The organism is Varibaculum vaginae, from assembly GCF_900604285.1.
Lineage (GTDB): Bacteria > Actinomycetota > Actinomycetes > Actinomycetales > Actinomycetaceae > Varibaculum > Varibaculum vaginae.
Genome location: NZ_UWNY01000001.1, coordinates 573702 through 597736, shown reverse-complemented (window position 1 = coordinate 597736; position 24035 = coordinate 573702). Strand labels below are relative to the sequence as shown.

Below are 24035 nucleotides of genomic sequence, written 5' to 3'. Positions count from 1 at the left end.
AGATGAGTGCGCTATCCAGGTCACTTTCAACTGTTAAGGAAAACAGAACCATTGCTGAGGATATTCCCCAGGCATCAAACGGATGCTTAGGAAGTGTAAACGTCAAAATGATTCCCCACGGTACCCCGGTCATATACCTTGCCCGGAGCTCCAAAAGGAGTTTTTATAACCGTACCTTTAGGGGCATCATTTGCCAGCACAATATATCCGTCACCATCAGCTACGAAGCCGGACTCGTTCACGTGACGACCCGGAATATTGAGACCGCCACCAGGCAAAACCTGCTGGGAATAGTAAGTGAACTTATATCCACCCCAATTAATAACCCCCGCGCTGCGCAGGGCTGGCAGAGAATACTGTCCAGGCGAGGCTGCGCCCCCAGCTGGATCAGCTTCGGCTCCAGTGAGAACTTTCGCGTTTATGACTTGCAACCCCAAATCACCGCCTGCTTGCGCAGCTGGGTTGGTAGTAGAAATAGTTTGGGCAGTCACTTCTGGTTGCGGTTGACCGGCAGGGAGTGAGGAAGTATGCAGAGCTACCGCCCCCGAGGTACCGACTGCCCCCGCAATTACTGCGGTAGCCAATCCTGCCTGCCAGAACAGATGGCGGAATGGTTTCTTCTTTTGGCAATGACGTCCCACGATTATTCCATTCAGTCGACACAATAACCTGCCCGTTTTCAACCAGGCAAAAATCAGTCTAAACCAATATGCAATCTTTTCGCTACCAAATCGTTATATTCGTAGTCGGCACCACAGTTAACGCAGAAGAAGAAGGCGCCCCGCCGTTTTTCGGCGGGGCGCCCCATACGTTAGCTATTTGATTGAATAGCGGGAAAACCACTAGTTACTGGCATCTAGACCTGAGAACTCATCTTGGCGATCATCATCAAGAACTCCGCGTTAGAGTTGGTGTTCTTGAGTTTAGAAAGCACAAACTCGGTAGCCTGCTGGGGCTCCAAGGCACTGAGCATCCGCCGCAACTTCCAAGTTACCTGTAGCTCTTCTTTGTTCAGTAGCAGTTCTTCCCGGCGAGTACCCGAGGCATTCACATCGACCGCTGGGAATAGGCGCTTATCAGCCAGCTGGCGCGATAGCCGCAACTCCATATTGCCGGTACCTTTGAACTCTTCGAAAATAACTTCATCCATCTTGGAGTTAGTTTCTACCAAAGCGGTCGCCAAGATAGTTAAAGATCCTCCGTTTTCTACATTACGAGCTGCCCCAAAGAACTTCTTCGGGGGATAGAGCGCAGAAGCATCCACGCCACCGGAGAGGATCCGACCTGAAGCCGGAGCCGCCAAGTTATAGGCACGTCCCAAACGGGTAATCGAATCCAGCAGAACCACCACGTCTTGCCCCAGCTCTACCAAACGCTTTGCCCGCTCAATTGCTAATTCAGCCACTGAAGCATGGTCGGAGGCTGGCCGATCGAAAGTAGAAGCGATTACCTCTCCCTTCACGGTGCGCTGCATATCGGTGACCTCTTCAGGACGTTCATCGACCAGTACCACCATCAGGTGACATTCCGGGTTATTAGTAGTAATCGCATTGGCAATCTGCTGCAAAATAATGGTTTTACCGGCCTTAGGCGGAGAAACAATCAACCCGCGCTGACCTTTGCCAATCGGAGAAATCAAGTCGATTATCCGCTGGGTAATGTTCTTGGGGGTGTTCTCCAAGCGCAGCTGCTCATTAGGGTACAGCGGCACTAAATCTTTAAACTGAGTCCGCGCCCGCGCGTCCTCGATACTCATTCCGTTTACGGTGTCCAAACGCACCAGGGCGTTGTATTTTTGCCGGCGGTTAGTGTCGCCCTCTTTGGGCGGACGCACCGCACCCTGTACCGCATCTCCGGAGCGTAGACCCCATCGACGCACCTGGCCGAGGGTGACATAGACATCATTAGGGCCAGCTATATAACCCGAGGTACGAACGAAAGCATGATTGCTTTGTACATCCAAAACTCCTGCAATAGGCAAGAGTTCTTCCTCAGTTTCCTCGTTAGAGTCCTCTTCGTTATCAAACTTTCCGCGCCCGCGATCACCGCGATTATCGTTCCAATTATCATCGCGACGTCGATTCCGATCCCGACGTCGGTTACGCCGTCCGCGTCCACGCCCTTCCCCACGATCTTCATCTTCCGCATTAGGCAAAGCAATCTCGTCAACCGAATGCGGGACGTCTCCTTTATTTTTCCGCGCCTTACTTTGGATATCTTTCTTACCAGCCCGCTCAGCCAAATCTTGCTTCAGCTGTTCCTTCGCATCCTCTTTACTGCTGGATTCCTGACGCACCGCGCCGTGACGCCGCCCCTTATGCCCCCGCGCATCCGCTGTCCGCTTAGAGGCATCACCTTGCAGGACGCGAGGGGTTTCCTCCCCTTCAGCAGCTGCACTAGAGGGTCGACGAGCCTCAGTTATTTTTTCGATAAGCTCGTTCTTGCGCAGCCGGGAAATCCCTCGCAACTGCATTTTTATTGCTAGCGCTTTTAGCTCATCCAGCTTCATGGTGCGAAGATCATTAGCGTTCTCGTTTGTGCTCACAAACTTTCCTTCTAAATGTAGATATGACGCAGATGCGTCTGGATATTAAGAACCGAGAGAAATAGGTCTCGATTTTGAAGGCTAGAACTGAGCGTCCCTAGCGGTCTAGCCACCAGGCGCTTTTGCCTTCGTGAATTCAGCTTACCAGGATTTGCGCCCAGTCGGTAACTTGCACTTAGTGAACCTGGCCATGGCTAGGCCTGACAATAAAGCCCGAAATGGAAATAGCCTCCTAGAGTTCCCGCACCCCGCGAATATCCAAATCCAGGGTACGTACTTTCCAACCCACTTTTTCCGCCTGCGATTTTAGCTGATCCCCAACGTTTGCTAGCACTAACACGCACGGCCCCGCTCCAGATACCACCGCCGGCAATTGTTGGGCACGCAACCAATACATCAAATCCAAAGAAGCCGGCATGGCCGCTCTGCGATAATTCTGATGCAAGTAATCAGTGGTGGCAGCCATTAACAACTCGGGATGGTCTTGCAGCGCACTTACCAAAAGCGCTGCATTAGCCACATTCGCGGCCGCATCTTGGTGAGGTACCTGTTCGGGCAGCAGAGAACGCGCCCGGGAAGTATCTAACTCAAAATCCGGGATAAACACAGTAGGACGCAGACCGTAGTGATTCTCGATTCTCACCGCCCAGGTCTTGGGAAAATCCCCACTGAGAGCATGCTGTTCAGATTCAGCATTCCGCTTTACTTCTTCCTCTTCCCCCATTTGCAAAAAAGGCGAGCTAATTTCTTTGGTAGTGGCGGCCTCTGCACTCGAGGTACGATGAATGCCCGCTAGGGTAATCCCCCCGTAAATCGCCGGCGCCAAGTTATCGGGATGCCCTTCCAGGTAGGTAGCGATACGTAGCATAGTGTCGGCATCTAAAGCCTGTGGTTCAGAAATAATGGCGCGCGCGATTGCCAACCCACTGACAATAGCGGAGGCGGAAGACCCCAGGCCGCGCGATTGGGGAATCTGATTTTCTTGCCAAAGGGAAACCCCCACCTGGAACGCTCCCACCGCGTCTAAACCGAGGCGAATTGCTCGCACTACCAGATGGTTTTCATCCTCCGGTAACTGATCTTTGCCTTCCCCCCGCACATGCACCTGGGTTTTCCCGACCGTAGCACGAAAACGTACCCGGTCATAGAGGGACAGCGCCAATCCCATACAGTCATATCCGGGACCAAGATTAGCCGAGGTGGCAGGAACTTTTACTTCCGTTTCGTCCTTAACGATTCGCATTTCGCTCAGTTCCCGTTATTTCAGGTCGAGGACGCGAAGGGCAGCCTCCAAAGTGGGCTCAATTACCTGCGGGTTAATATCCCGATCCCCCAGAGCGGTAGCAGTGTCTTTCAGACCATTTCCAGTCACCGTACACACAATCGTGGCATCCCCAGGGACTTTACCTTGGCTGGCTGCTTGCAAAAGCCCAGCTACCGAGGCTGCAGAGGCAGGTTCCACGAAGATTCCGGTGCTGGCCGCCAGCCGAGCCTGCGCAGCCAAAATAGCTTCATCAGTTACGGCGGTGATGAAACCGTGGGAATCATCCCGGGCAGCCGAGGCATAATCCCAGGAGGCAGGATTACCAATCCGGATAGCGGTCGCCACGGTTTCCGGGTTTTCAATCGGGTGTCCGGCTACAAAAGGAGCCGCCCCTTTGGCCTGGATACCCCACATTTGCGGCACCTTGCTGGCACGCGCCTGACCGAGTTTAGTTTCTTTTTCCAAAGAGGGCGCAGTGCGCTTACCAGCATATTCGTTATACCCCATCCAGTAGGCGGAGATATTACCGGCATTCCCTACGGGCAGCACGTGAATATCCGGAGCATCCCCCAGGAAATCAACGATCTCGAACGCCGCGGTCTTTTGCCCCTGCAAACGGTAGGGATTAATCGAGTTAACTAGAGCTACCGGATATTTTTCAGTGAGCTGACGGGTAATGGTCAGGCACTGGTCAAAGTTACCATCCACCGCCACTAGCCGCGACCCATACACAATCGCCTGGGCAAGTTTCCCGGCAGCGATCTTTCCTGCGGGCAGGATCACCGCGCATTCCAGACCGGCTTTCGCCGAATAGGCAGCGGCAGAAGCAGAGGTGTTGCCGGTAGAGGCACAAGCTACCATCTTTTGCCCCTGGGAAACTACCTTGGTAATCGCCATGGTCATCCCCCGGTCTTTAAAAGACCCGGTGGGGTTCATCCCTTCCACCTTAATATAGACTTTCGCCCCTACCTCGCCAGACAGATCCTCCGAATAAACCAGCGGAGTGCCACCCTCTTGTAAAGTAACAATTTCTTCTTCATTGCTTACGGGGAGCCAGTCACGATATTCGTTGATTATTCCCTGCCATAGATGCGCCATTTTTCTAGCCCTCCATACTGATTACTTGGATTACTCGGCTCACCGGATCCGCGGCTGCCAAATCTTTTACGGTTAAGTCTATGGCTTCCGCCTGCGCCCAGGCAGTTGATAGGGAAACCACTGCCTTACCGGATTCGCTGTCGCTGCTTTGACGTACCTGCTCGATGGAGATTCCCCGGCGAGCAAAGATTCCTGCTACCTCAGCTAATACTCCGGTCGCATCCTCTACTTCTAGGCGAATACTGTATTTAGAACGCACCTGCCCCGCCGGCATCTGCGGCAAATCGGCATAGGCGGATTCGCGCGGAGCACTCCCCCCGGACACTAGGTGGAACGCCGCTGCCACCACATCAGAGAGAACCGCTGATGCGGTCTGCACCCCACCGGCACCTTGACCATAGAACATTAATCTGCCCGCGGCCTCGGCATCAATCACAATCGCGTTAAAGGCTCCCGCTATGCTCGCGAGCGGATTATCTGGTTTCACCAATACCGGCTCCACCCGGCAGGACACGCATTCGCGTCCCTGTTCATCTTGTGCGACCTGTGCAATCGCCAGCAGTTTAATGGTGCGTCCCGATTCTTTAGCATCGGCAATATCGTCCGCGGTGATCTGGCGAATCCCCTTTACCGCTACCTGCTCCAGAGAAACCCGAGTATGGAAAGCTAGTTGCGCGAGCAGGGCGCATTTTGCGGCGGCATCTAACCCGTCAATATCGGCAGTCGGGTCAGCCTCGGCATACCCCAGTTCTTGCGCGGTAGACAGCGCCTGCTCGAATGACCAGCCTTTCTTCTCCATCTGATCGAGCATGTAATTGGTGGTGCCATTAACGATTCCTTGTACTACCTGCACGCGATCCCCAGCCAGAGATTCACGCAGGCCATAGACCACGGGGATAGCGCCCGCCACCGCCGCCTCGTAATAAAGGTCGGCCTCGCGCTGGCGAGACAGATCAAAAAGTTCCGGACCGTATTGCGCCAGTAGGGCTTTATTGCCGGTTACCACGGATTTACCGGCTTCGAGGGCGCGGGTAATGTAGGTGCGTGCCGGCTCGATTCCTCCGATAAGTTCAATTACCAGGTCAGCCTGGTCAATCAAGGGCTCCGCCTGATCGGTAAGCAGATCGCGGCTAATAAAATCAGGGCGGGGGGCAGCCAGATTATTTACGCAAATACCAATAATTTTCAGGCTGGCTCCACACCTGGCCTGATAATCTCTGGCACGTTCTTGCAGTAGGCGCACGACTTGGGCACCTACAGTTCCACACCCAAGAACCGCTATTTTTACCGCTTGCTTCATCTTCACCCTCTTTTCAACATTTTCGGCCGGGAGTTTTTACCCGCCGGGGTTTTCTACTCTAGCGGTTATTTATGGTCTATCGCCCCCCGGGATTTACCCCTGAGACAAACCCACAATTCCGACATCCATTCGCAGCAGGTCATCCACAGTTTCTAGCGCGACTATATAACGCGGGGATGATTTTCCACTCAGCCCCACCACCCCGGGACGAGGCACCAGATTATAGTTGGAAGCCATCGCCCGCCCATAGGCTCCGGTCGCGGGAATCACCAGTAAATCACCGGCGTTAACATCAGCAGGGAGGACAATCTCCGGCACCAAAATATCTCCGGATTCGCAATGCATTCCCACTACCCGGCAGCTGACCGCAGGTGCATCCGAAACCCGCGAAGCCAAGGTGGCCACATATCCGGCATCATAGAGGGCAGGCCGGATATTATCGCTCATGCCCCCATCTACGCTTACGTATTTGCGGATACTACCGTCCTCTAGCTGCACATCCTTTACTGTCCCCACCTGGTACAGACTTACGCATACCGGACCGGCCAGCCAGCGCCCGGGTTCAATCGAAATATGGGGAATGTCGCTGCCTGCCTGCTGACATGCTCGCTTTACCGAGGACGCCAGGGAACGCGCATATTCACTGGCCGTGGGCACTTCCTCCCCCTGATAGGAGATGGCTAATCCCCCACCCAAGTCGACTTCGGGGACAGGCTCGCCCAGTTTTTGCACCTGGGCGCGGAACGCCAGCATTCTTTCTGCCGCCACCTGGAAGGATGCTAAATCCTTGATTTGGGAACCAATATGGGAATGTAGCCCCACCAACTGCAGATTCTTGGCAGAAATAATCTTTTTTACCGCCTGGAGAGCGGCTCCAGACGCCAGGGAGAGGCCGAATTTTTGATCCTCGTGGGCGGTGGCGATAAAACTGTGTCCCCCGGCGTGCACTCCGGTGGTTACCCGCACCATCACCGGAGCGGTGGCATTTTCACTCTCACATAGAGACTGCAAGAGGTCGATTTCCCCCAGGGAATCTACAATAATCCGCCCAATCCCGCTGCGTAGCGCCAGACGCAAGCATTCTACGGATTTGTTGTTACCGTGCAACCCGATCTTCTTAGGATCAACCCCCATTGCGGGATTAAGCGCAACCGTAAGCTCTCCCAAGCTGGCGGTATCGATTCCCATCCCCGCCCTGCTGATGGCGTTCCCTAAAGCAGTGCAGAGAAAGGCTTTGCCCGCGTAATAGACGCTAGCACCGGAAAATCCGTACCCTTCCCAAAATTCTTCCGCCATCGCAGAGGAAATAGTTTCGGCGCGAGCAGCGAAATCATCCAGGTCAAACAGGTAAGACGGGGTGCCGAAACTCTGGGCCAGTTCAGTTACTTTATGCCCAGCAAAAGATAGTTGCCCATCTTCCTCCCGCTTGGTTCCCCAGGGCCACAGTACCGGATTAGCAGCAGGTTCAGGACAAGTGAGCATCGGTAACCTCTCAAGTTTCTAGGTATCGTCTCTTAAAGTATCGCCAAGCAAATAAAAGCTTGCAAACCCCTGCGTGCCTTAGTGTTATAACAAAACGGGCAATACAGCTATGCTCTATTCATCTTGAGCAGTCTTTAAGGTTTTATTGCGGAAATCTAGTGACAATAACGCAACCAGGCAAAGGTATTTGCCGCTACCCCTCAATCATGTGGTATACCTGGCAAGTGGATTTTTGGAATAACATTAAACGTTTGTTGCCGGGAATAGCCTACGCGTGCGTGGTTGCCGCTATCGCCTGGCTGATTAACCTCTTCGTCCCCCTGCTGTCATCAATGCTGGTGGCAATCTTACTGGGAGTAACAGTCCGGAACACGAAACTAATTCCTGTTATCTGCGAACCCGGTATTGCTTTTTCAGCAAAAACCATTCTGCGAGCCGGGGTGGTGCTGCTTGGTTTTCGCCTGTCACTACCGGCTATTGCCGCGCTAGGAACCGGAACCATCGTAACTATCATCTGCGCAGTTGCGGCAACTATGGCGGCAGGTTACCTACTCACTTACTTTATGCGGGTCAGTCACGCCACCGGAATTCTTACCACCTCTGGCACCGCCATTTGTGGAGCCTCGGCAGTCGCTGGTATCTCCCCGGTAGTTTCTGCCCGCAGTCGTGAGGACGCTGACGATGCTGTCGCCACTGCTATCGCCTGCGTTACCGTATTTGGGACGCTCTCCCTAGTTGCTTTGCCGGCGGCTGCCCACGCACTGCATCTGTCCCCCACTCAAGCAGCCGTCTGGCTGGGTGCTTCTATTCACGAGGTTGGTCAAGTAGTAGCAGCTGCTAATATTTATGATCCGGCAATCTCTGATTTAGCCACCGCCACCAAACTGGGACGCGTAGCCTGCCTAGCAATCGTAGTAGCGGTTGTCGGGATTATTGAACGGCGAGTAGTGGAAGTACGCCACGAACAGTCAGAAAAAGCCAGCTCCGGCAAGCGCCCACCACTGGTTCCCGGATTCGTTGTGGGATTCTTAGTTGCGGTTGTGCTGGCTTCAGTGTTTGCCAGCATCCCCACTGTAAATAGCATTTTCAACACCCTAGGGGGCACGGTTGCTACCCTGTTGCTCACCGTTGCAATGGGTGCGATGGGAGCGGGAGTAAACCTGCGTAACGTTATAAAGTCTGGAGGACGCGCTCTCGTCCTTGGAATAATCCTGAGTGTATTAATTGCCGCAGTATCGCTGGGAACAGTACTTTTGTTAGTCGACTAAGACCCGGCTGGGAAAACGCGGTACTTAGGTTTTATCCGAGTAGGCGCGATGGGCGTAGAGTCTGGTAAATACCAATGGTATCCACCGGACTCTGGACAGGTAGAAAAATTAATCTCCGTACCTAACCGGCTGCGTAGCTAACCGCAGAGTTAACGTTCATAAGCTCCCCGCGCCAACCCTTCCAGGTTCAATCCCCTCAGATTGTAGCTTTAGGGGCTTGGCAAAAGCCGAGCCCCCTTAGTTGTTGCCTGCAATCCCTAACGGGATTGCGCACGATCTCGTCATCCTCACTAATAAAAAGCCTGAACGGCTTTTTACGGTTCCGTTACACCGTGCTGAAATCTGATTTTCACCTGCTCATCGAGACCAAACTACTCCAAGTGAAAAGTATCAAACGTGATTGGATACTCGGTTCCCTCACAGCTCTCGCATAGCCAATTATGCATACTCTTTTTATGGATGAAGCCTAAGTCGACAATATCTGGGGCTGACTAAAAAACAGTTTTACTGGTAGCCAATCGTGTAGATGTAATCCTCCACTATAAGTCAGGTTAGTTATTAAAACTCAGCAGATATAGAGATTCGCATCTGCAGTAATAACGTTACGCCGTTTTAAACGTTATTTATTTAAAAAAATACAGAAAAAAGGTGGGGGATCCTATTACTAGAATCCCCCACCTTGTCCTCGATATAAAGAACAGCGTTACCTGAATTGATTAATGCTGTTTGCGTCTATTTAGTAGCACCCCGGCACCAACGGCTACCGCAGTTAAGGACACAAGCAAAACAGCCGCAAGACCGACCAAACCAGTGTTAGGCAAACCTTGTTTATTCGCACCAGCTGTCGCGCCAGGCTTATTACTACCATTAGCAGTATTTTCTGGGCTCGATCCCAATCGAACATTCTTAATGCCTGCCAGAGCAGTTTCTTTAGCTTTCTTAACTGTCTTCTGACCAGCAGTTGCAGCCTCGGCTGTTGCCGCATTATCAGACTGAGCCTCGATAGCAGCCAAATACTTATCGGCAATCGCTTTAGCCCGTGCTTTAGCAGCGCCCTTTTCAGCAGCACTCAACGACGCATTAGCGTCGATCTCTTTCTGCTTAGCCACAAGCGCATCACTAATAGCTTTCTTAGCTAGCTCTTTACCAACCGGGTTGATCTTCGCGATGCCAGCTAACGCATCTTCCTGGGCTTTCGCGATCTTAGCTCGCACACTATCAGCCGCCGCTGAATCATCGGCAATGTTTGGTTGTTCATTAATGATCTTCAGCTGCGCATCAGCAATAGCTTGCGCCTGAGATTTCGCAGCAGTCTTTTCAGCAGCACTCAACGACGCATTAGCGTCGATCTCTTTCTGCTTAGCCACAAGCGCGTCACTAATAGCTTTCTTGGCAGCATCCTTGTTAATCGGCCCTATCTTGGCGATTTCAGCTAGCCCACTCGTTTTTGCTTCTTCTACTTTTGCCTGGGCACCAGCAACCTCTTCAGCGGTATCAGCAGAATCGGGCTGGTCGTTAATAGCCTGCAACTTCGCATCAGCGATAGCTTTGGCCTGTGCCTTGGCCTTGTCGCGATCAGCCACGCTCAACGAAGTATTGCCATCAAGCTCCGCGTTCTTCTTAGCAAGCGCATCCTCGACAGCCTTTCTAGCGTTCTCTTTACCAACCGGGTTGATCTTCTTGATATCGTCGACACCAGCAGTTTTGGCCTTATCTACTTCAGACTGGGCAGTAGCAGCTTTATTTGCGCTATCCGCAACTGCCGGCTGGCCATTGATAAGATTAATATTTGTTGTAGCGATAGTCGAAGCTTGACCTTTAGCTTTTTCCTTCTCGGCAGCGCTCAGGAAAGTATTATCGTCAATTTCTTTATTCTTCGCGTCCAGCTCATCTTTGATAGCCTGCTTAGCTTTTTCACGAGCTACTGGATGAATACCGTTGATTGCCTTAAGCGCATCCTTTTGTGCTTTCTCAATGCCAGCAGTGTCAGGAGCTTCCGCAATAGCTTTCAGGGCTGCCACCTTCAAATCTTCCACCTGCTTCTTCAAAGCAGTTTTCTCCGACTCAGAAAGATTGGCGTTACCTTCAATCTCAGCAATCTTTGCTGCTGCAGCAGCCTCTACCTCTTTCTTAGCAGCCACATCAGCAGGATCCAACTCACCTCGAGCTTTCAAAGCAGCATCCGCAGCCGCAGAATAGGTATCCTTATTTTGCAGTTGCACATTATCTAACAGAGCTTTGATAGCATCCAACTTTTCCTGATATGCCTTCGTACTTGTCTTAGTTTTCTTGTTGGTGTCAGTAGCTTTTTCGGTCTCCAACTTCTGATAGATCAGCTTCAAAAGATATTTCGCGGCACCCTTAGTGTCTTGCTTAATATCGAAATCTAGACCAGTTAATGGCAACGCATACTGCGCAACAGGAGCCTGATAGCTCATACCCAAATGTAGGTTATCTGCAGAACTAATTCGCACAGTATATTCAGTCACCCCAGCAGGGATATTAATACCCTTGCTGGTGAAAGTACCTCCCGTACCCTGGGGAGCATTTTTTGCTACAGCCGCATCAAGTTGAGCCTTGTTGTAAGCAACATCAGTCTCGGAATAGGGCTTACCGGCCTGTATATCTTCTGCGTTCTCGCTGCGATAAGGGGTACCGGATATCTGCCTGTTACCGCCATCTTTAGCAGGAACCACTACTTTCTTGTCATCATTTGCTGCTGTATCAGGTTTAAACGTTGTCTCGTAAACTGTCCCCTGCGAAGTGATAACCTCTACCTTGTACTGGGCTTTATGGCCATCAATATCACCGGTGTAGCCAATTTTGAAACTAAGTTCTATACCCGAACCCACCTGCGGAGAATAAGCCTTAAAAGTCTTTTGCAGGCCGTTATATCCTTTAACGCCTTGAGCCCACCCATTACCTGGTTCGCCGGTGCGTTTATAAGGTTGACCATTGACGGCTTCTTCCGTACTACTAGCAAGCGTTCTTACTTTTGACAGCAGCAACATGTAGTTACCGGTGCGGTCAAACGAATTTTCTTGTACCCAAGCAGTGGTAGGCTTGCCGGCCGCTTTCAGATCCCTGGTCACGTTAATGGTCTCGATTGGGAAAACGCCAGCATCAGTTTTGCGAGCAATAGCAAATTTGCCGCCGTCAACAGGCTCCCAACCGCCAAAATCATCGCCCTGGATTTCTTTTACCTGACCGGCCTTAACGCCGGTAGCTTTCCCCAGGGACTCCATATTGTTTTTAAGATTGATGTTATTTTGAATCGTATCCGGCAACTCTCGCAGAATCTTAGCCAGTGCATCTGGATCATTTGCATCTATCGGAATATTTAAAACCTGGTTATCAGCAGGGGCACCCTGTCCAGAGCCACTACCAGTTTCCGCGATAGCAACGTTGCCTCCAAATAGCAGACTGCAAGAAGCGATAGCTGCCGCAGTAATCCCCCCAATTAGCTTGCGGTTACGGAGCAATCCCCCAGTTCCTTCATAGTTCATGCGAGTTCTTTCTCGACTAATCGCGCTAACTGTGCGCATCCAAACCGAATCCCAAGAGTCTGACTACCCAATTCTATAAAAAGTAAATACAAAGAAACAAGGAGTTAATCATTTTCATGGCTATTGACCTTTGGTAAGCAGTTCAGTTAGTAACTTACCTAAATCCGAAAGTAACTGTGGCAACGCCACTGGTTCCTGCACTTGCCGTAGCCGTTCCCGCGAGTCCCCGAATCCACCGGTACCCTAGGCAAATTTCGGGCTAAGTAACATATTTTTGTCTTTATTTTGGTGTTTTTGCTGGTGGTATTGCGTAATTTGGGGTTTGGTTAGCTTTTTGGGCTTATTTTGTGAGCGTGCTTGACATTTGCTGGAGGTGTGTTAGGCAGCGGGTTTTGCTTGGTTTATGGCTCATCAACCAAGCCATCACCCACAACGCTCATCACTCCCAAAACCAAGACGACTACCAAGAGCGCTTCAGCCAGCTCAAAACCCGCCAACGTGAAGCTATTGCTACACATCAGGCAACCACGGCGGAGATTGAGCGGCGCGCAGGCATCAAAGCCAGACTCACTAGGTTTAAGAAAACCATCCAAAACGCCACCCTCAGCCAAGACTTTGACCGAGCAACCCTGCATGCTCTTTGCCAACACATCCAGATCACACCATCAGGCGAGGCGAACGTAATCTTTGCCGACGGTACGAAATTACCATTGCAATACTGAACGCAAAGCGAGCTTGTCATTTAATGCAAAGTTAGCTAGTCTTTTTATGTAAAGGACGCTTTGCATAAAGGAACGGAATGCGCACAAAAATCCCACAACTACGAAAAGAACGAAAGCTCTCACAAGAAGAGCTCGGAACTGCCGTTGGTGTCACCCGGCAAACAATCACCTCGATTGAGACCGGAAAGTACGTGGCTTCTCTACCCTTGGCGTACAAAATCGCCCACTACTTTGGCCACACCATTGAGGACGTCTTCGACTTTACAAACCTGGAGGAATCAAAATGAACGAACTCGAGCAATACCGCAACGAACTGAAGAAACGTCAGACCCTGGCACTGATCTTCGTTATTCTCGGTCTCGCTTTTAGTGCCCTAGGGAACGTCTTCCTGCGCGCAAATGTGCCGGGAACACCAATCGCCAACATCATCACCGTCGCCGGAATCATTTTTGAACTTATCTGTGTGGGATACATGGGCGTGAATCTTGGAAAAATGCGCAATGACGAAATATTGCAGGACGCCTACATTCGTGAAAATGACGAGCGAGAAGCGGCGATTCGCATGAAATCTGGAAGACCCGTCACCACTGTGCTCTCCATGGTGCTCGTTGGCGCGTCACTTATCGTGGGCGCATTCAGCATTACGGCATTCATTGCCCTCCAAAGCGCAGCAGCATTCCAACTCATCGCCACATTCGCGCTCACCGGATACTGGAGCCACAAACTTTAGCACCCCGCGCAAAGCGAAATAGGGCTGACCACCACTCATGTAGTCAGCTCTATTTTTATGCCTGTGAGCAGGACTTTTAGATTTTGCGCGCGTTTTCAAATTTTGCGCGCACCTTTGCGCAAAACCCTAGTTTTGCGCAATTGTATCAATTCAGTGTGCTCGTGGTGGAGCTAGCGGGAATCGAACCCGCGACCTCTTCCATGCCATGGAAGCGCGCTACCAACTGCGCTATAGCCCCAAGCTTATCTACCGCAGAAATCCAACGCGGTAGACACCAGATAACTTTAACTAACAGGACACCTTTACTTCAAATCTCCAGTCTGTGTATTGCAACATATCCCCCCTCAGCCAGCACAAACCCTTCCAAAAGCATCTAGGCTATGGATGGTAACGTCGAACTGGCAAGTCCCGCAACCCCCAGATTATGCGAAACCAAACGCCACCCAGGCTCACGCGAATAAGGAATCAGAGTAGACCAGTGACAGTTATCTAAACCCCGTAACCCCTGCCAAGCCAAAGGATCCAAGCCCAGGATCTTCACCAAACCCTGTGTAAGCGCCGAACCATGGGAAACAACCACCAGAGCCCCCTCTACCTGTTCGAAATGTTCAAGCACACATGTGGCTACCCGCGAACCGACTGCAGCACGTGACTCTACTCCTGCCAGCGGGCATTCCCCGGTAGCTCGCCATTCCTCGTAGCGTGGTGCGAAGCGCTCTTTCAGTTCTTTCGCCGATAGTCCCTCAAAATCTCCAAACGCCCTTTCCCGTAACCGTTCATCAGACAACAATTCAGCTCCCTGGCTGCAAATATCAGCCAGAGCCCGGGCGGTTGATTGTGCGCGCCGCAAATCCGAACAAATAATCCGCTGCGGACTCAGTTTTACCAGTTCTTTCGCCGCTGCCTCGGCCTGGGAAATACCAGCCTCATTAAGAGGGATATCAACCTGACCTTGCACCCGTCCTTGCAGGTTATAGTCAGTTTGACCGTGCCTCCAAAAGATAATCTTGGTAGCCATATTTCGCCTAATCTAAACCGACAATCAAATTTTCAGCGTCTTGCTGCGCGTCCTTCAGTTCATCCTGAGAATATTCCTGCGCCCTCCCGGCTCGTGCAGCCTCCTCCAAATCTGGTAAATCGATTCGCGGACAGTCATTCCACAGGCGTTCCAAACCGTAGTATTCACGCTCTTCATCCAGAAAAATATGGACGATTACCCCCGGCAATTCCATTAGTACCCAGCGGAACTCGTCATTACCTTCGATTGTCTTCGGGGCGGCACCGTTATCGTGGCAGGCATGGTCAATCTCATTCATGATCGCCCGCACCTGCCGTGGATTATCCCCAGAACAGATCAAGAAAATATCAGTGATAATGGTTTGCGCATGGACATCAATGGCTACCACATCAGTCGCCAGTTTACTGGCAGCGGCTTTGGCAGCTATCTCTGCTAATTGGCGCGGGTCAGGCTTATCGACCAAGAATAACTCCTATATCTGTAAAACTCTTACCTCATCTACGATACCGGGTTGCACCGTATCCTGCCCCATTGTCTGAGAAATAACCGGACGATCCATAGTCAACACCATTCCCAAAGCGATAATCAGCAAAATTGACAGTCGCAATGTCCAACGCCAGAACGTTTGAATAAATGTCAACGGTTCTTCCTCGTCCTGGTCTTCACGGTACTCAAGTGACGCCCCGTAGTGAGTGTCTTCCTGCTCCGGGGCCTCAGCTTTTTTTGCTTTACGCTTCCGCTGCCACCACCGAGAGTTTTCCCTTTCTGAAGATTCTTCCCTCTCTAAAGTAGGTGGGGGAGCGATTTTCTCGCTCGTCGAGGGCGCTGTAGGACTTACTGGTGCAGAGGTGGCTACCCGAGGGGATATGGCTTCCTGCGCAGGTACTGAAACCACCGGAACCCCCGTAGGATCGGGTGACAACTGCCGGTTAGTGGGCGTAGTTGCAGCCATGCCAGGATCTGCCAGTAAAGTGTTTTGAGTTAACGAAACAGTCTGCTCAGCAACTGGAATCTGCGCAGATAGCGGCGGCATTATTGGCGCTGTATGCGCGGAGGGAGGTGAAAAACTAGCCCCCGGAGATTGGCGCACACTGGTAACCGGAGGCGCAGGAGCTGGACGAGGAGAAATCTGGTCACCGTGCGGTACCGCCGAATTCTTAGTGGCACTAACTGTAGCTGTACCCGCGGGAGCACTAACCCTAGTCTGTCCCTGTCGAGTTTGCGCCAAAACCTGCTGGAATAACTCGACAGCTGATCCCGCTCGGGCTGCAGCGGTGCTTACGGGGGCACCTTCTGCGCTTTCTCCTTTAGCCACCACTCCCGCAGATGCATTGGCCTTGGTGGCTACACTAGCTGGTTGCAACGGAGGTTTAACCGTATCCACTAAACCAGCAGGGTATTGCTGATCATTTCCCCTTAGCAAGGATTCCCGCTCTCCGTGCACCGCATACTGCGCAGATGGATTGCTAACAACCGGTTTGGTAGATACTGCTAGGGCGGGCGTTACTGTGGATGTAGATTTCCGCGAAGAAATAGGTTGGCTTCCAGAGGCCAACGCTAGCTGATCTGCCAAAGCGCGATCATCAGCCGCATCAGCTAAAGAATCAATAGGACTTACTCTAATCGGTTGGGTAGCGTCCCCATCGGGTATGCTCTCGACCACTACATCAGACTGAGCACGATCACTGCTAATAGCAGATTTAGAGGTTGCATCCTGTCCAGAAAGTCTTTGCTTATCAGCAAAGACCCGGGAAGGCATTAGAGAATCCCCCATAACCGTTTGCAGCTGTGGGGCAACTCCCAAGTGTTGCTCCGAAGCTACAGGTAGCGGCATGTCTGGTGCTACAACCGGTTCTACCTTTCCCTGGCCTTTAGCAGATATCTGCACCACCGGTACTGCTGGTGTCACCTGATTGGAGGAATCGGAATCATCAGGAGCACTCGGGATCGCCGGAGGATTTTTGAAAGATTCCAATAGTTCCGCCATCTTTTCGGCTTCACTTTTTGCTGCCGCCAACTGGTCATTTAATAGTTGCTGTTCTCGGCGTTGCTGTTGTCTAACGGCAGCACGCAACGTCTCTTGCTCAGCCTCCTCTAACTTGCGTAAACGTTCCGCTGCCTCAGCAGCCAAACGTTCCTGCTCCTGAGCCCGCGCCTGCGCTTCCTCGCGTTCTTTCAGTAGTCGCTGCAAATCTGCCTCAGCCTGTGCTCGCGCTTCCTGAGCAACTTTACGCATCCGCTGCTTCTCGCGATATTCCTGCACCCAGCTACGCCCTTCTTGATCGGGACTGAGGGGGCGGCGGGGATGACTGGGTTCCTCGGAGGAAATCTGTCGCAACTGCCAAGATAAATCGCTCTCGACCTGGCTAAACCCCTCTTGAATCTGTCCCCATTGAGACTCTGGAGAGGAAGGTGCTGGACGATAACTAGGACGATGTCCCCCCGTACGAATCTCTTCGAGACGTGCCAGCTGTTGGGAAATAGAAATCTGCCCATATCTGGATATCGGTGAATACGCTTGCTGATCTAGGGAGCGGGAGGGTAAGCCTGATTCACTCATTGCTGAACATCCTCTCGATAAAGACCATATTTGGCAATATATTGCACTACCCCATCTGGGGTTAAGTACCAGATCGGAGCCGCAGAGGCCACCCGGTGACGAATATCGGTAGAAGAAATTGCCATGGCAGGTACCTCCAACAACGACACGCGTTCGGTAGGTAACTTATCAGTATTCCCCCAACGGTGACCAGGACGGGTTACCCCCACAAATCGTGCTAAACGAAACAGCTCATCAGCGTTTTTCCAATTCATGATTTGACGCAACGCATCGGCTCCGGTAATAAAAAACAGGTGACAACCAGGCCTTTCCCGTTTCAAATCACGCAGAGTATCCACCGTGTAGGTAGTTTCCCCTCTTTCAATATCCACCCGCGAAACCGTAAAACGCGGGTTAGAAGCGGTAGCAATAGAAGTCATCAAATAGCGATGCTCCGGTATGGTGACTCGCCGTCCTCTCTTAAACGGCTGAGTCGCAGTAGGTACGAAAATTACTTCATCCAGACAGTAGCGATGCTGCACCTCGGAAGCAGCCACCAAGTGACCATTATGAATAGGGTCGAAGGTTCCCCCCATTACTCCAATGCGCCTGCCATCGACGCCGACGCCTACCGTCATTAAGTTTCCCTTCTTACCAGCTTATCCGCTAGGTCGGTAGCTACAATCCTAGCAAAGGCGAGCTAACCCTAATATCCATCTACCCACTTCGTGACTTAAGTAAAACTATTGTCCGCAGAACATCTCACTTAGAAAGATCCCTCTAGTCTGCAGAAGGATCCGTCCATAGCCCTGCCGCTGCCTCCGCCCGTAGATTCTGACGAGCTTCCTCTTTCCCATCCATCATCTGATGATATTGCTCGCGTCGTTCCTGGTTAGTGCGCCTCCCAGATCCGGAAAGACGTAGATCCTGTCCCCGCGCCCCCAATAATTCGGCACCAGCTGACTGCAAAGGCTCAAAGTCGAAGATTACTCCGCCTTCCATTTCTCCGATTACCACGGTATCACCAGTGGTTGCACCGATTTTCATTAATTCGGTTTCCACTCCCAGTGTGTAAAGCCTGTCTGCAAGGAACCCTATCGCCTCATCATTAGAGAAATCAGTTTGTTTAACCCAGCGTTCCGGTTTATCTCCCCGCACTTGATATACGAGTCCTTGCCCGGTTTTTTGGGGTGTGACCGTAAAACCAGATTCCCCTACGGCTGGCGGTCGCAGTACCTGCAAGGGTTGAGCTTCGGTTTCGGGCTCTTGCGCACGCAGCTTCATAACCATTTCTGCCAGGGCAAATATCAAGGATTCGAGTCCTCTTCCGCTGACCGCGGAAACCGCATACATCGGCCAGCCAAACTTTGCCAGCTGTTTTGCTTGTATTTTTGCCATTTCTAAAGCATCAGGAATGTCCATCTTATTTAGAATGATTACCCGGGGACGATCAGCTAAAGGAATATAACCAGAGACTTCATCCAAGTCACTTTCATAGGCTGCCAGCTCGGTTTCCAAAGCTTTAATATCGTCAACGGGGTTACGGTCAGCTTCCATATTTGCACAGTCCACCACGTGTGCAATCACCGCGCACCGTTCAATATGGCGGAGAAAATCCAGCCCCAGCCCTTTACCTTGGGAAGCTCCGGGTATCAGCCCCGGCACATCGGCGACCGTAAACCGCTCATCGCCGGCTTGTACCACTCCCAGATTTGGCACCAAGGTCGTGAACGGGTAATCCGCAATCTTCGGTTTAGCTTCAGAGATCGCTCCAATTAGGGAAGATTTACCGGAGGAGGGAAATCCAACTAACCCCACATCGGCCACTGATTTTATCTCCAGGATGAGGACGCGAGATTCTCCTTCCTCACCTAAAAGAGCAAAACCGGGGGCTTTACGTTTTCTGGTAGCCAATGCGGCATTACCTTTCCCGCCGGTTCCTCCGCGCGCAACTTCTAGGCGGGAACCAGCTCCCTGCAGATCGGCTAGGATTTCACCATCTTCAGCTTTAACCACAGTCCCAGGCGGAACCGGTAACACCAGATCTTCGCCGTTTGCGCCCTCGCGATTGTCTCCCATTCCAGGAGTCCCATTAGTGGCTTTGCGATGCGGTAAATGGTGATAGTCAAGCAGAGTGTGTGTCTGTGGATCAACCTCCAGGAACACACTGCCGCCACGGCCTCCATCTCCCCCGTCAGGTCCACCCAGCGGCTTGTATTTCTCACGTCGGACGCTGACGCAGCCATTACCTCCGTTTCCGGCAGTAACATCGATTTTTACTCGATCCACAAAACTGGCCATAATCACTCCTTAGTCCCCAGCTTTAAAGCCAATATCAGCTGCACACCTGCTGCTATATAAGTGTAGCGGGGTCGCTTGGCGACCCCGCTACCTCTAAGCTATTAACTTCGTGTTAAGCCGAAACTACATTTACGACTTTACGACCGCGTTTGCGACCAAACTCCACCGATCCGGCTGCCAAAGCAAAGAGGGTATCATCCTTACCCATTCCCACGTTGGTTCCCGGGTGGTATTTGCTGCCCCGCTGACGAACCAGGATTTCTCCGGCGTTAACGCTTTCCCCACCGTAACGCTTGATTCCCAGGTATTGCGGGTTAGAGTCACGGCCGTTAGAAGAGGAACCCAGCCCTTTCTTATGTGCCATTTTCTTTTCCTTTCTTGCCTGAGGTTAGGCGATCTTGGTGATCTTTACCTGGGTCAGCTTAGCGCGGTGGCCCATACGGCGAGTGTAACCAGTCTTATTCTTAAACTTCAGGATCCGAATCTTCGGTCCTTTGGTCTGTTCCAAAACTTCTGCCGTTACCTTAATTTTCTCTAGATCAGCGGCGTCGGAGGTGACCTTGTCACCGTCAACTACCATCACTGGCTTGAAATCGACAGTATCGCCAACCTCTGCTGCCAGCTTGTCGACGACGACTACATCCCCGACGGAGACCTTTTCTTGCCGTCCGCCCGCCTTGACGATCGCGTAGACCACTTTGCTGCTCATTTCCTTAGTCACGTACATTTTCTTTCATCCGGAATACCGAACCCAGCCGGCCTTCCAAACAACCAGCACCGACTAACTAGGCTAGTCGATACCAGCGGCGTTTATCAAACAAATTCCCTGTCCAAGCAGTGTGTTATCTGCCACCGCAAGCCCAAGGAATTATTTGAACTACCACCGCGGCAAGTTGCAATTCACTTGCCGTATGGGGTGGCTGACGGGGCTCGAACCCGCGACCTCCTGGACCACAACCAGGCGTTCTACCAACTGAACTACAGCCACCATCTATCGCATAGCGACGCTTACCCACTTTATCTAACCAAAGGCTCCAGGTGAAATTTTTGCCACTAAGCTGGCCTATGTATCCGCTCACACCTGATATTACTGCAGGTAAATGTGGAGTATTTACCAAAAAACGCGGTTACAAATCGCATCAGCAAAAGTACGAATCCCCTCTGGGTGCGTACGTAGATAAAGGGAACCATCTACTGGAGAGACCTCCATCAGATAGAAGGAGCCCTTACCATCAGGAACCATATCTACCCGCAAGAATAGCAAATGCTGGTCATGACCCAAGCGATCTTTAATCATCGAGTGAATCGCGGAACGTACTTTTTCCCCGAAAATCCACTCTTCTGATTTTGGCTGGCGGTTACCGGTTACTTCCTCTTCAGCCTGCAATTCGGTGGTATTCGGATTGGTGAGCATTGCGGCTTTTTCTACCGAGTGCGATAAAACTCCATTCATATAAACCAGGGAATACTCACCATGCTCATCAACTTCCGACAGGTAACGCTGCACCATAACAGCTCTTCCCTCTTGCAGCAGGCGGTAGGCGTGGGTCACTGCTGCCATTCGCGCCGTCCCGCTATTGGCATCGTAGCGTCCCATTTCGCGCCCTCCCGAGGAGACTGCCGGTTTCACCACGAACTCACCGAAGGCGGGAAAACGAGTATGTACCTGATGCTTATTAAGATTTTGCTCCGGTTGTAACCAGGTCGTCGGAATTACCGGAACTCCCCGTTGTTCCAGTTGCAGCAGGTAGTGTTTATCGGTAGCCCACTCGGTCACATCTGCCGGATTTAATAAACGTGGAACCTGATGAGCCCATTGGACAAACTCATCCCGATGAGTAGCATAATCGCGCACCGAACGAATTACACATACTCCAGCTTCCTCCCAATCCACCTGTGGATCGTTCCAGATCGCGATGCGCGCATCTACACCGCGAGCATTCAATTCATCAACTAACCCATCCTCGTCCTCGGATAAGTTTGGGTACTGCGCACAAGTTACTAAGGTCACGCGTTTCTTCGCCATATCTCCAACCTTATGTGTTTTATTTTCCGTTGTAGCTTAGGAAATGAGTATGTGTCCGGTGTTAACTATCTCAACCCCAGCGGACGCGCCAACGCCTGGGAGATCAATTCCTGCATAAGCTGGGAATAGCCAATACCCATATGTTCCCACAACTTGGGATACATAGAAAACGGGGTAAACCCCGGCATGGTGTTAACCTCGTTAATCACCACTGAATCTTTTTCTGGGTCTACGAAGAAATCCACCCGCGCCAGCCCTTCGCATCCCAATGCCTCGAAGGCCTGAGCGGCAATCTCGCGTACCTGCGTAGCTAAGCGTTCAGGTATCTTCGCTGGGATCTCTAAACTGACGGTATCTTCCCCGAAATATTTAGTTTTATAATCGTAAAACTCCACGTCATCACGCATAGCAATTCGCCCTGGCTCGGTGGTACGAATACCCCCATCTGCTCCCTGCAACACTGCGCATTCCACCTCGAAACCAGTAAGTTCTTGTTCCACAATCACCCGCGGATCAACGGCCTGTGCCTTGACAATCGCTGCTTCTATATCGGCCGTAGAGCTCACCTTGGTAATCCCTAGAGAAGAGCCGGCACGAGCCGGTTTTACGAAGACCGGCATCCCCAAGCTGTTTAGGCGTTCCAATACCGCGCAGGGATCTTTACGCCACTGACCTGCAGTCACGGTTTCCCATCTTCCTGCCGGTAGATTAGCCTCATGCAAAAGTATTTTGGTGGTGGGTTTATCCATGGCAGCAGCCGAAGCGAGCACACCGCAACCCACATAGGGCATGTGCATCATCTCTAGTAGCCCCTGCACAGTCCCATCTTCTCCGAAAGGTCCATGCAACAGGGGAAAAACCACATCGAAACTGCCGAGATCACTTAGGGAAAACTCTGACCCCAGCAGAGTTGGCAGGCTCACCACGTGACCATCCCCAGGAGATAGGAATAGCTGCCGGTTGGCGGAAGGAACTTCTGCTACCCCGTCTTCCGATATCTGAAACTGATTGGAACTGAAATCTACCGGCACCCATTGACCTTGCTGAGTGATCCCTACGGTCACTACCTCGTAACGGTCATGGTTTATCGCCTCCACTACCCCAGCAGCGGTAGCACAGGAAATCCCATGCTCCCCCGATTCTCCCCCGAATAGAACTAATACCCGAGGTTTAACGTTTTTACTCGACTCCATGACCTGCCCTCTCTATACCATTCGCGCGCTAGGACCCTCAGTTACCCGTGGCCCCGTACTCAAAGATACTAATGCTTCTTCTAAAGTCTGTTTACCGCTAATCACCCGATAGGCAGCGGAATTAATAGGCATCGACACGCCTTTCTTATGCGCCAAATCACGTACTACCGGACAGGAGCGCGCCCCCTCGACCGTGCCCGCCGATGCCTCCAGCGCCTGAGAAATATCCATCCCCTGTCCCAGGCGATAACCAAACGCAAAATTACGGGAGGAGGGGGAAGAACAAGTTGCCACCAGATCGCCAAGTCCCGCTAACCCCAGGAAAGTATCCGATTTGGCTCCCATCGCCACCCCGAGGCGTACCATTTCCGCCAACCCGCGGGTAATCAAGAAAGAGCGGGAGTTAACTCCCAGCCCTAACCCGTCAGCAGCCCCCACTGCCATAGCGATAATGTTTTTTACTACCCCGCCGATTTCTACTCCTACTACATCTTCGGCCACATAGGGTCGGAAATAGTGGGTGTGTATACGGGAGGCCACTAACCCCGCACGCCATGAGTCTTGCCCAGCCACTGCCGCTCCCGTGGGTTCATGCCGGGCAATCTCGCCGGAAAGATTTGGCCCCGAGACCGCGACTATCCGGGAAGGATGTATCCGTCCGGCCTCCGAGATAACTTCCGTCATCATTTTCAAGGTTCCCGCCTCTAACCCCTTGACCAGGGATATTACGGTAGCGTTTAGGGGTATGAAGTCACAAACCTGCTCGAGCAAGGCACGAACCCCGTTTGAGGGAATGGAAACCACCACCATTCCGGCGCCTTCGCATACCCACTCCAAGTCGCTGGCAGCGCTGATTCCATGAAGTTTTATTCCCGGCACATAGCGCGGATTTTCGCCTGCGTTAATCTGTTCGGCAAGTTCAGCACGCCGCGCCCAAATTCGCACCTGATTGCCAGCATCGGCTAGGATCTGCGCAAATACGGTTCCCCAAGCTCCAGCGCCGAGCACAGCTACTTTACGAACAGAAGAGGCGGCCATAACCC

The 24035-nt window shown here is 51.9% G+C and carries 21 protein-coding genes and 2 tRNA genes; 4 read left to right on the top strand and 19 right to left on the bottom strand.

Annotated features, from left to right (window positions below):
• Positions 1–86 precede the first annotated feature (86 nt).
• The 6 genes from EFB02_RS02525 to lysA form a co-directional block, all read right to left on the bottom strand.
• Positions 87–641, bottom strand: coding sequence for a hypothetical protein (locus EFB02_RS02525; protein ID WP_122820032.1), 555 nt, complete (start codon positions 639–641; stop codon positions 87–89).
• Positions 642–856: 215 nt separating this feature from the next.
• Entirely contained in the window at positions 857–2545 is a 1689-nt protein-coding gene (gene rho, locus EFB02_RS02520; RefSeq protein WP_122820031.1) for a transcription termination factor Rho, read from the bottom strand.
• A 232-nt stretch (positions 2546–2777) separates the two neighbouring features.
• Positions 2778–3788, bottom strand: a complete 1011-nt coding sequence (thrB, locus tag EFB02_RS02515; protein WP_122820030.1) for a homoserine kinase — start codon at positions 3786–3788, stop codon at positions 2778–2780.
• A 15-nt stretch (positions 3789–3803) separates the two neighbouring features.
• Positions 3804–4907, bottom strand: a complete 1104-nt coding sequence (gene thrC / locus EFB02_RS02510) for a threonine synthase (protein WP_122820029.1) — start codon at positions 4905–4907, stop codon at positions 3804–3806.
• A 4-nt stretch (positions 4908–4911) separates the two neighbouring features.
• Entirely contained in the window at positions 4912–6207 is a 1296-nt protein-coding gene (locus EFB02_RS02505) for a homoserine dehydrogenase (protein ID WP_122820028.1), read from the bottom strand.
• A gap of 93 nt (positions 6208–6300) precedes the next feature.
• Entirely contained in the window at positions 6301–7689 is a 1389-nt protein-coding gene (lysA, locus tag EFB02_RS02500) for a diaminopimelate decarboxylase (RefSeq protein WP_122820027.1), read from the bottom strand.
• 158 nt (positions 7690–7847) lie between these two features.
• On the opposite strand from lysA, the gene EFB02_RS02495 reads away from it, so the two are divergent.
• Entirely contained in the window at positions 7848–8957 is a 1110-nt protein-coding gene (locus tag EFB02_RS02495) for a YeiH family protein (protein WP_234992701.1), read from the top strand.
• Positions 8958–9673: 716 nt separating this feature from the next.
• Here EFB02_RS02495 and EFB02_RS02490 read toward each other — a convergent pair.
• Positions 9674–12463 carry a DUF1542 domain-containing protein gene (locus EFB02_RS02490; RefSeq protein WP_160115354.1) on the bottom strand — a complete coding sequence of 930 codons (2790 nt, stop codon included), beginning with the start codon at positions 12461–12463 and terminating at the stop codon, positions 9674–9676.
• A gap of 392 nt (positions 12464–12855) precedes the next feature.
• On the opposite strand from EFB02_RS02490, the gene EFB02_RS08810 reads away from it, so the two are divergent.
• The 3 genes from EFB02_RS08810 (at position 12856) to EFB02_RS02475 (ending at position 13915) form a co-directional block, all read left to right on the top strand.
• Entirely contained in the window at positions 12856–13185 is a 330-nt protein-coding gene (locus EFB02_RS08810; protein WP_234992700.1) for a hypothetical protein, read from the top strand.
• A 77-nt stretch (positions 13186–13262) separates the two neighbouring features.
• Complete coding sequence (locus EFB02_RS02480) at positions 13263–13472, top strand: helix-turn-helix transcriptional regulator (RefSeq protein ID WP_122820025.1); 210 nt, start codon at positions 13263–13265, stop codon at positions 13470–13472.
• Positions 13469–13915, top strand: a complete 447-nt coding sequence (locus EFB02_RS02475) for a hypothetical protein (protein WP_122820024.1) — start codon at positions 13469–13471, stop codon at positions 13913–13915. The genes EFB02_RS02480 and EFB02_RS02475 overlap by 4 nt, the downstream gene beginning before the upstream one ends.
• 162 nt (positions 13916–14077) lie before the next feature.
• Here EFB02_RS02475 and EFB02_RS02470 read toward each other — a convergent pair.
• The 12 genes from EFB02_RS02470 to EFB02_RS02415 form a co-directional block, all read right to left on the bottom strand.
• A tRNA-Ala gene (locus tag EFB02_RS02470) sits at positions 14078–14153 on the bottom strand.
• Between the two features lie 135 nt (positions 14154–14288).
• Positions 14289–14933, bottom strand: a complete 645-nt coding sequence (locus EFB02_RS02465; RefSeq protein ID WP_122820023.1) for a histidine phosphatase family protein — start codon at positions 14931–14933, stop codon at positions 14289–14291.
• 7 nt (positions 14934–14940) lie between these two features.
• Complete coding sequence (rsfS, locus tag EFB02_RS02460) at positions 14941–15396, bottom strand: ribosome silencing factor (protein ID WP_122820022.1); 456 nt, start codon at positions 15394–15396, stop codon at positions 14941–14943.
• Positions 15397–15405: 9 nt separating this feature from the next.
• On the bottom strand, positions 15406–17493 hold the full coding sequence (locus EFB02_RS02455) for a hypothetical protein (RefSeq protein WP_122820021.1): 2088 nt from the start codon (positions 17491–17493) through the stop codon (positions 15406–15408).
• Positions 17490–18110, bottom strand: a complete 621-nt coding sequence (nadD, locus tag EFB02_RS02450; RefSeq protein WP_122820020.1) for a nicotinate-nucleotide adenylyltransferase — start codon at positions 18108–18110, stop codon at positions 17490–17492. The genes EFB02_RS02455 and nadD overlap by 4 nt, the downstream gene beginning before the upstream one ends.
• 142 nt (positions 18111–18252) lie before the next feature.
• Positions 18253–19773 (bottom strand): GTPase ObgE, encoded by a 1521-nt coding sequence (gene obgE, locus EFB02_RS02445; RefSeq protein WP_122820019.1) that lies wholly within the window; start codon positions 19771–19773, stop codon positions 18253–18255.
• Positions 19774–19885: 112 nt separating this feature from the next.
• Positions 19886–20137: a 50S ribosomal protein L27 gene (gene rpmA / locus EFB02_RS02440; protein ID WP_122820018.1), complete on the bottom strand. Its 252-nt coding sequence runs from the start codon at positions 20135–20137 to the stop codon at positions 19886–19888.
• Positions 20138–20161: 24 nt separating this feature from the next.
• The gene (gene rplU, locus EFB02_RS02435; RefSeq protein ID WP_122820626.1) at positions 20162–20482 is read right to left on the bottom strand and encodes a 50S ribosomal protein L21; all 321 of its coding nucleotides are present in this window, start codon (positions 20480–20482) and stop codon (positions 20162–20164) included.
• A gap of 203 nt (positions 20483–20685) precedes the next feature.
• Positions 20686–20761, bottom strand: a tRNA-His gene (locus tag EFB02_RS02430).
• A gap of 123 nt (positions 20762–20884) precedes the next feature.
• Positions 20885–21799, bottom strand: coding sequence for an ATP-grasp domain-containing protein (locus EFB02_RS02425; RefSeq protein ID WP_122820017.1), 915 nt, complete (start codon positions 21797–21799; stop codon positions 20885–20887).
• A gap of 65 nt (positions 21800–21864) precedes the next feature.
• Positions 21865–22992 carry a D-alanine--D-alanine ligase family protein gene (locus EFB02_RS02420; RefSeq protein ID WP_122820016.1) on the bottom strand — a complete coding sequence of 376 codons (1128 nt, stop codon included), beginning with the start codon at positions 22990–22992 and terminating at the stop codon, positions 21865–21867.
• A 12-nt stretch (positions 22993–23004) separates the two neighbouring features.
• The gene (locus tag EFB02_RS02415; protein WP_122820015.1) at positions 23005–24030 is read right to left on the bottom strand and encodes an NAD(P)H-dependent glycerol-3-phosphate dehydrogenase; all 1026 of its coding nucleotides are present in this window, start codon (positions 24028–24030) and stop codon (positions 23005–23007) included.
• Between the last annotated feature and the right edge of the window lie 5 nt (positions 24031–24035).

Excerpts from the sequence above, each read along its gene's own strand:
- thrB (WP_122820030.1), bottom strand. The coding sequence starts at position 3,788 with ATGCGAATCGTTAAGGACGAAACGGAAGTAAAAGTTCCTGCCACCTCG.
- thrC (WP_122820029.1), bottom strand. The coding sequence starts at position 4,907 with ATGGCGCATCTATGGCAGGGAATAATCAACGAATATCGTGACTGGCTC.
- EFB02_RS02505 (WP_122820028.1), bottom strand. The coding sequence starts at position 6,207 with ATGAAGCAAGCGGTAAAAATAGCGGTTCTTGGGTGTGGAACTGTAGGT.
- lysA (WP_122820027.1), bottom strand. The coding sequence starts at position 7,689 with ATGCTCACTTGTCCTGAACCTGCTGCTAATCCGGTACTGTGGCCCTGG.
- EFB02_RS02490 (WP_160115354.1), bottom strand. The coding sequence starts at position 12,463 with ATGAACTATGAAGGAACTGGGGGATTGCTCCGTAACCGCAAGCTAATT.
- EFB02_RS02480 (WP_122820025.1), top strand. The coding sequence starts at position 13,263 with ATGCGCACAAAAATCCCACAACTACGAAAAGAACGAAAGCTCTCACAA.
- EFB02_RS02475 (WP_122820024.1), top strand. The coding sequence starts at position 13,469 with ATGAACGAACTCGAGCAATACCGCAACGAACTGAAGAAACGTCAGACC.
- EFB02_RS02465 (WP_122820023.1), bottom strand. The coding sequence starts at position 14,933 with ATGGCTACCAAGATTATCTTTTGGAGGCACGGTCAAACTGACTATAAC.
- EFB02_RS02455 (WP_122820021.1), bottom strand. The coding sequence starts at position 17,493 with ATGAGTGAATCAGGCTTACCCTCCCGCTCCCTAGATCAGCAAGCGTAT.
- nadD (WP_122820020.1), bottom strand. The coding sequence starts at position 18,110 with ATGACGGTAGGCGTCGGCGTCGATGGCAGGCGCATTGGAGTAATGGGG.
- obgE (WP_122820019.1), bottom strand. The coding sequence starts at position 19,773 with ATGGCCAGTTTTGTGGATCGAGTAAAAATCGATGTTACTGCCGGAAAC.
- rpmA (WP_122820018.1), bottom strand. The coding sequence starts at position 20,137 with ATGGCACATAAGAAAGGGCTGGGTTCCTCTTCTAACGGCCGTGACTCT.
- rplU (WP_122820626.1), bottom strand. The coding sequence starts at position 20,482 with ATGAGCAGCAAAGTGGTCTACGCGATCGTCAAGGCGGGCGGACGGCAA.
- EFB02_RS02425 (WP_122820017.1), bottom strand. The coding sequence starts at position 21,799 with ATGGCGAAGAAACGCGTGACCTTAGTAACTTGTGCGCAGTACCCAAAC.
- EFB02_RS02420 (WP_122820016.1), bottom strand. The coding sequence starts at position 22,992 with ATGGAGTCGAGTAAAAACGTTAAACCTCGGGTATTAGTTCTATTCGGG.
- EFB02_RS02415 (WP_122820015.1), bottom strand. The coding sequence starts at position 24,030 with ATGGCCGCCTCTTCTGTTCGTAAAGTAGCTGTGCTCGGCGCTGGAGCT.